A 5,759-nucleotide genomic window follows, 5' to 3' on the forward strand; every position below is an offset into this window, starting at 1 on the left:
GGATTGGACACTGTTATGAATCACAACGCCATTATCACCATTACAAACCTGAGACTAAGAACCTTCATCGGCTTCAACGAGGAAGAAAAGTCTAAGCAGCAAGACATTGTTATCAACGCAGAAATCCACTACCCCGCTAACAACCTTTGTCTCTCTGATGATGTGGACAACGCGCTTAACTACAAAAACATCTGCAAGAAGATCATTCAACATGTCGAATCCGGAAGGTTTCTGCTTTTAGAAAAATTGACCAGCGACGTACTCGGCATCTGTATCGACCATCCTTGGGTAAAATACGCTCAAGTGAGAATTGACAAGCCTCATGCTCTTCGCTTCGCTGATTCCGTTTCGCTCACCCTGAGCTATGAAGCAGAACTCGAAAACTAATTAATAAGGAGTGCGTCATGCTGAATACAGAAGCCGAAAAAGTAAGAGAAGCTTTGCTCGCAAGAGGACTTGAAACTCCAATGACAGAGAGCGAAATGAACCCCAACCAGAAGTACAACCGCATCAAAGGACTGTTGACGGAAGTGGTCAGTACGCTTGGACTGGATTTAACCGATGACAGCCTTGCTGAAACACCTCATCGCATTGCAAAGATGTACGTCCATGAGATATTTTCAGGGCTCGATTACGATAACTTCCCGAAAATCAGTGTTATAGAAAACAAAATGTCGGTTGATGAAATGGTCAAGGTATCGGATATCGATTTAACGTCGACGTGCGAACACCACTTCATTACCATCGATGGTTTAGCGGAAGTGGCTTATATACCTGAAAACAAGATTCTTGGGCTGTCTAAAATAAACCGTATCGTTCGATTCTTTGCTCAGCGTCCTCAGGTACAAGAACGCCTTACTCAGCAAATCCTAGTCGCGATACAGACTCTAGTAGAGACAGAAAACGTGGCCGTGACGATTAAAGCCACGCACTATTGCGTTAAATCCAGGGGCGTCATGGATGCAAACTCTGAAACCTCAACAACCGCTCTCGGTGGTATTTTCAAAACTAACCCTCAAACCAGAGCTGAGTTTTTACGATGAGTGAAACGATATTGATAACCGGCGTGGGAAAGCGACTCGGATTCGCATTGGCGCAGCAACTTATAGCGGATGGATACAAAGTGGTTGGCACTTACCGCAGCGACTATCCTCAACTGCAACGGTTGCGCGACAATGGAGCCGACTTGCAGCAAGTAGACTTTTATCAACAAAGCAGCTTAGAGGGCTTTCTTGATTATGTTGGTCAAGAATATAAGACACTCAGAGCCGTCATACACAACGCTTCGGACTGGAAACCTGAGAGCAAGAAAGATCCCAGTGAAAATGCATCACACATCATGCACCAGATGATGACGATTCACGCTACCGTGCCTTATCTGTTCAATTTAACACTCAAAGACCAACTGATATCTGGCGATCAAACTTCAGACATCATCCACATCAGTGACTACGTTGCAGAAAAAGGCAGTAAAAAGCACATTGCTTACGCGGCCAGTAAAGCGGCGCTCAACAACCTAACGCTATCGTTTTCAGCGATGCTGGCTCCCAAGGTCAAAGTAAATACCCTCTCTCCAGCCATGATTAAGTTTAATGAGCATGACGATGAGGCATACAAGACCAAAGCGCTGCAGAAAGCTCTGATTCCCACAGAAGCGGGCTTTGAGGAAATAATAGATGGCATCAAGTTTGTGTTGGCCAGTCACTACATGACAGGAAGAACTTTGCACCTTGATGGCGGCAGACATTTGAAGTAATGCGCTTACATTGTCTGCTACCTAAAACTGCTGCTATATAGCGAATGCGGTTAACTAGAAACCGTTATAAGCTAGAAATTCTTATAACCTAGAAACTGCTATAAGACTGAGGAAGACGAGTTTCTTCGTCCCAGCCTAACAACTCAATATTGATCAATGACTTGCGCTTCTCATTACACAGTGAAGCGATGTTGATGATAGGGAGCTGGCTACGAAACTGCGCGGTAAGTATGACCTTTTTATTTTCACTCAGGCTGCTTCGGCATTGCGCCAAAACCGCTTCAGTATCTAGCTGATGTGCGTTCTCGATAATCTGGATATCGGCGTTCTCTTGATAACACTCTATCAACCAAGATACGGCAGTTGCTTCTGAGCTGGTGAGCACGATGACATCTTTTGTTGCCATAAGCTCTTGAAGTTCAAGCTCTTTTAGTTCAGTTTCCATAAATACTCTCATTCAGCAGCAAATACATTAAAGTCGATTGCCCAGTTTAGCCTGTGCCAAATGGTAGCCTCTGTCTATCATCTCTTGTGAGCGATCAAACTCTAAGGTGCCACAGGCATTACGTGGGATCTCAAGCGTAATATCGGCGGGATAAGCGGCCAGTTTTTGACGAGCAATGGTCGATTGCATCGCATCAAACGCTTGGTTGGCAATGTCGTAGGCTGCAAAATTGAAGCTCATTTTGCTTTTTACACTGCTACCGAGATTATCGATAAAATGAACAACCTTCTCATGCAGGTTACTCTCTTTTGTTGGTAGGGAAACCGGTGTCACTTCCTGTTGAACAATTTCAGGTTCGCCGCCTAAGTTCACAGCCAGAGTAAAGTCTGTCTTATCACCAAAGGTAGGCGCAATCGGCACAGGGTTGAGTACCCCGCCATCAATCAGCGCTTCGCCATTAATCACATGAGGCGTGAAGAACAATGGCAAAGAGATAGAAGCGCGAATGGCATCAAACAGAGAGCCTGATTGCAGCCAAACCTCTTTTTCATCGGCGACGTTAGCGGCAACTGCGGTATAAGGGATAGGCAGTTCTTCAATTGAAATCTCACCGATCAATCCACGCAGTGTGTCGATGATCTTGTCCCCTTTGAAGATACCACTCGACTGCCATGAAAAATCCAACATCATCGCCATATCCGATTGGTCGATACTGGTGACCCACTCTTCAAATTCATCCAACTTACCCGCCGCATAGACACCACCGATAAGTGCGCCAATTGAACAACCAGAGATGGATTTTATCTGGTAGCCATGCTCAATTAACCAACGGATGATTCCAACGTGAACCAAGCCTCTTGCGCCACCACTGCCAAGTACCAACGAGATCGTTTTTTCCATCGTACTCATCCTTTAATTCATTAGCTCTTCAAAGCTTTGGGCAAAAATTATATCACTTCGTGTCAGTGTAAGCTGTGTAATGCTTTGAAAACTGCACCACCTGCGTGCCTAAATGTGTCGCGGATTGAGATCGGGCAGCTTAAGTTGATTGCTGAAACTCATAGACTTTAGACTACCGCACTAAACTAAAAGTGAGTCATTCCAGCAAGCCTAAGCGCGACTAGGAATCTGCTTTCCGTTAGCGCTTGATACAAAAAAGTCGCCCACTTGAAAGCGAGCGACCTCTTGTTGTTCATTGTGTTTTTGAGCTCACTCTGTAAGTGAGAACAAAGAATTACAACACGCGTAAGCACTCTTCTGGCGACAAGCTCAAGAGCGTATTGGCGAAGTTGATCTTCTCATCGCGCCATCTCAATGCTGCCTCTCGACCTTCTTGTGCGTGTCTGTCGGCCTCAAAATAGCTTTTTCTTGGAAGCCCGTCTGCTGGCGTCATCACCATAGACTGTTCATTCAAGCGAAGCGTAAACAAGAACTGACCACGTTGTCCGGTTTGCGCTGCTGGGTGATGCAATGTGGTATCACAGCAATAGCGCCTATCACGCAGTGCGCGGCATGTGTACTCAAAAGCATCTTGAGCACCACGTCCAGGGAACGCGGTATAAACACTGATGCCATCACGTTGCAAAGACTGCTCACCCGCCGCGAGTTGCACCGCATGTTGGATCATCCTAAAGCCCAGAACCACGCCACCAATGCTGTTCAATCCACTGTATTGAATTGCGCCTTCTAAGCTCAGATGAAGTTTGTCTTCCCCTTCATAGAGAAAGAGATCAGGCGATGCCCAATCGCTCTTTGGAATAAGCAGTTGAGTAATATCCGAGTGTTCCATGTTGATCTCCGCAACAATGAGTGTGTTTGAGCCCACAAGGTAACGTAATGAGAATTATTATCAATAGTTTTTAACCAAAAACGTTACCCCAGAAAGCACTCATCGATGGATGTTATCTGATGCTTTAACGCCAAGCATTTCTTGTTAGATAGTCGTTTATTACCCATAAATTCATCGCCTACCAATAAACAGACACATGCTATCTACAGGGTCTAATACTAGTCGTCCGACTCTACGACTAATGTCTAACCGACTGAGTCTATTTGTTTTTTTTGGTTTGGTATAAGGTACTAACAACTAAATGTTAATGAATTTTTAATGATAAGTTGACGCATTGTTTTCACTTCATGCCGTGAGTCAACAACGTTTGTTGGAATAACACACCTCAGAGTGTGAACGAAAGGAATCAAAATGAGCACTACTTTAGAGTCCGCACATATACAAACAGAGAAGCCTCAAGTCCATGAGGATGAACTCACCTATGAACAACAACATAAACCAAGATCGGAATTTGATTCCCGCGAACAATATCTAGAACACGAATTGCAAATCATGTCGCCTAAGCGCTGGCGTCCAAATTTGCCGTTTAAAGATTATCGATTTGAGATAGAAGACACCATCCCAGCGATGGCGGCGACCATTGGTAAAGTGGTTATGGTGGGCGCTATTGCAGCCACCTTTGCTGGGGCTCTCGGATTAAATGAAGACTTCATTCTAGAAAACGTTCGTTATGAACTCCTCATCGCCTCTGTTTTCATTATTATTTTCTCTGGCTTCCTGTTGCCGACCGCGAACCTCGCAGGTACACACGGCCCACTCATTCCTTTAATTCCGATTGTGGTTGCAGCAGGCGGACACCCTATGGCGTTTGGATTGCTGATTGGCGCTTTTGGCCTAATCTTAGCCATCAGTAAAGGTGGCAGTATGTTGGCCAACCTCACCAGTAAAGGCGTATGTGGCGGATTATTGCTCTACCTTGGCTTTGTTGGAACCGCTTCTCAAGTGAAAAAGCTGTTCGCTTGGGCTGAAGGAATTGGCATGAGCCACATCGCGTTTGTCGTCATCTTTTGCACCATTATCTTGTACGCGTTATTGGAACACTTCCGCAAACGTTGGTTAGCCGTACCTCTTAGTTGTTTACTGGGTGGTACGATTGCATTTGCCATGGGTGCCCCATTCGCTTTCCACACTGAGCCAGGCTTACCTAACATGAACCCTATGTATTGGTGGGGAGAAGATACAGGCTGGATGCTTGGCCTACCGACGATTGAACACTTCATGGTGGTATTGCCGTTTGCAATTCTAGCCGTGGCGATGTGGTCGCCAGATTTCTTAGGCCATCAAGTATTTCAAAAGATCAGCTATCCAGAGCGTACCGAAAAAGTACACATGAATATTGATGACACGATGACCACTGCTTCAATTCGTCAAACGTTCGGCTCTCTGCTCGGCGGTACTAACTTTACGTCTTCATGGGGTACTTACATCGTACCAGCGGCGATTGCTAAACGCCCTATTCCTGCCGGCGCATTGCTCACAGCTCTGTTCTGTATCATCGCCGCGGTTTGGGGTTACCCGATGGATCTAGCTATCTGGCAACCTGTACTTTGTGTCGCTCTCATTGTTGGGGTATTTGTTCCATTGCTAGAAGCTGGCATGGAAATGACGCGTGAAGGAAAAACCACCCAATCGGCAGCGATTGTTGTATTTTCTTCAGCGCTCGTTAACCCAGCATTTGGTTGGGCCCTCACCATGCTGTTGGATAACTT

The 5,759-nt window shown here is 45.7% G+C and carries 7 protein-coding genes; 4 read left to right on the forward strand and 3 right to left on the reverse strand.

The window, feature by feature from the left end:
* The first annotated feature begins 15 nt into the window (after positions 1–15).
* From folX to folM, 3 genes are read left to right on the forward strand one after another with little or no spacing between them, the layout of a single operon-like run.
* On the forward strand, positions 16–387 hold the full coding sequence (gene folX, locus AB4496_RS09915; protein WP_076671585.1) for a dihydroneopterin triphosphate 2'-epimerase: 372 nt from the start codon (positions 16–18) through the stop codon (positions 385–387).
* A 17-nt stretch (positions 388–404) separates the two neighbouring features.
* On the forward strand, positions 405–1,043 hold the full coding sequence (gene folE, locus AB4496_RS09920) for a GTP cyclohydrolase I FolE (RefSeq protein ID WP_009846989.1): 639 nt from the start codon (positions 405–407) through the stop codon (positions 1,041–1,043).
* Positions 1,040–1,756, forward strand: coding sequence for a dihydromonapterin reductase (folM, locus tag AB4496_RS09925; protein ID WP_009846990.1), 717 nt, complete (start codon positions 1,040–1,042; stop codon positions 1,754–1,756). The genes folE and folM overlap by 4 nt, the downstream gene beginning before the upstream one ends.
* Before the next feature lie 88 nt (positions 1,757–1,844).
* Here folM and AB4496_RS09930 read toward each other — a convergent pair whose 3' ends face one another.
* The 3 genes from AB4496_RS09930 to AB4496_RS09940 all read right to left on the reverse strand — a co-directional run bounded on the left by AB4496_RS09930 (position 1,845) and on the right by AB4496_RS09940 (position 3,990).
* Positions 1,845–2,213 (reverse strand): hypothetical protein, encoded by a 369-nt coding sequence (locus tag AB4496_RS09930; protein ID WP_102258571.1) that lies wholly within the window; start codon positions 2,211–2,213, stop codon positions 1,845–1,847.
* A gap of 15 nt (positions 2,214–2,228) precedes the next feature.
* Positions 2,229–3,101 (reverse strand): patatin-like phospholipase family protein, encoded by an 873-nt coding sequence (locus AB4496_RS09935; protein ID WP_029225338.1) that lies wholly within the window; start codon positions 3,099–3,101, stop codon positions 2,229–2,231.
* Between the two features lie 334 nt (positions 3,102–3,435).
* Positions 3,436–3,990, reverse strand: a complete 555-nt coding sequence (locus AB4496_RS09940) for a hypothetical protein (protein WP_009846993.1) — start codon at positions 3,988–3,990, stop codon at positions 3,436–3,438.
* A 411-nt stretch (positions 3,991–4,401) separates the two neighbouring features.
* Here AB4496_RS09940 and AB4496_RS09945 point away from each other — a divergent pair.
* A partial coding sequence (locus tag AB4496_RS09945; RefSeq protein WP_372130895.1) for a DUF3360 family protein occupies positions 4,402–5,759 on the forward strand: 1,358 nt, incomplete at its 3' end.

Source organism: Vibrio sp. 10N.222.46.A1, from assembly GCF_041473595.1.
In the GTDB taxonomy this organism is placed as follows: domain Bacteria; phylum Pseudomonadota; class Gammaproteobacteria; order Enterobacterales; family Vibrionaceae; genus Vibrio; species Vibrio tasmaniensis_A.

Excerpts from the sequence above, each read along its gene's own strand:
- folX (WP_076671585.1), top strand. The coding sequence starts at position 16 with ATGAATCACAACGCCATTATCACCATTACAAACCTGAGACTAAGAACC.
- folE (WP_009846989.1), top strand. The coding sequence starts at position 405 with ATGCTGAATACAGAAGCCGAAAAAGTAAGAGAAGCTTTGCTCGCAAGA.
- folM (WP_009846990.1), top strand. The coding sequence starts at position 1,040 with ATGAGTGAAACGATATTGATAACCGGCGTGGGAAAGCGACTCGGATTC.
- AB4496_RS09930 (WP_102258571.1), bottom strand. The coding sequence starts at position 2,213 with ATGAGAGTATTTATGGAAACTGAACTAAAAGAGCTTGAACTTCAAGAG.
- AB4496_RS09935 (WP_029225338.1), bottom strand. The coding sequence starts at position 3,101 with ATGGAAAAAACGATCTCGTTGGTACTTGGCAGTGGTGGCGCAAGAGGC.
- AB4496_RS09940 (WP_009846993.1), bottom strand. The coding sequence starts at position 3,990 with ATGGAACACTCGGATATTACTCAACTGCTTATTCCAAAGAGCGATTGG.